1 protein-coding gene and 1 pseudogene are annotated in these 763 nt (G+C 43.9%); one reads left to right on the forward strand and one right to left on the reverse strand.

Going from position 1 to position 763, the window contains the following annotated elements; translation table 11 throughout:
- Positions 1-192: pseudogene (locus tag R7Z77_RS25155) on the forward strand (AEC family transporter); the annotation flags it as partial.
- A gap of 74 nt (positions 193-266) precedes the next feature.
- Here the strand turns inward: R7Z77_RS25155 and R7Z77_RS25160 are convergent.
- Entirely contained in the window at positions 267-719 is a 453-nt protein-coding gene (locus tag R7Z77_RS25160; RefSeq protein ID WP_020903997.1) for a MarR family winged helix-turn-helix transcriptional regulator, read from the reverse strand.
- Positions 720-763: the final 44 nt, after the last annotated feature.

Consider the following 763-nt stretch of genomic DNA (forward strand, 5'->3'; position numbering starts at 1 on the left):
TTTCGAGGTATTGAATTGGGGATTTTATTCTTCATGAACGCCTCACCCGTTGCGGCAGCGAGTTACGTCATGGCCCGCTCAATGGGAGGAAACGCGGTACTGGCAGCCAACATTATTGCTTTGACAACCGTGCTTTCAACCGTCACCTGCACGTTCGGTATTGTGGTTCTAAAATCGTACGGTTTGATCTGAAAAATGAAATAAAAAAGCCTCAGAATATAGCTGAGGCTTTACAAAAAGGCTTAGATTTAACGCAGAGAAGACGCTTACGAATGATTGGCTAATGTCATTTTCCTTACCAAACGAAAAAACTCTGCCGACTCATCTTCTGATAAACAAGAGAAGAATTCGCGCTGCAAGTTCTTCATTATTTGATGAACTTTCTTAATCGTTACTTCACCTTCTTTCGTCAAACTGAGCATTTTCAGTCGTTGGTTCGCCTCACTCTTCGAAACGCACACAAAACCACGTTTTTCCAAGTTATCGACCATGCGCTTTGCAACGCTTCGTTCGGTCAAAACGGCATCGGCTAACGCTTGTTGACTCATGGGCTGAAACTCTTCTAACGCTGCCAACGCACTGGCCATCTCTAAGGTCATCTGATTTTGACGACATAACTCTGCTTGCGCTCGGTTGCGATACATCCGTTGCATCACCCCAGATACAAACATTGGGCTTTGATCCAAAACGGAGATAGGTGAAATTTTTTGCTCTTTCATAGCCGCCTATTTAACTTATGGCTTCATGTTATGCTTTCTGACCT

It is taken from the genome of Vibrio sp. 1401 (assembly GCF_033340295.1).

Coding starts and splice junctions, on each gene's coding strand:
- R7Z77_RS25160 (WP_020903997.1), bottom strand. CDS start 719: ATGAAAGAGCAAAAAATTTCACCTATCTCCGTTTTGGATCAAAGCCCA.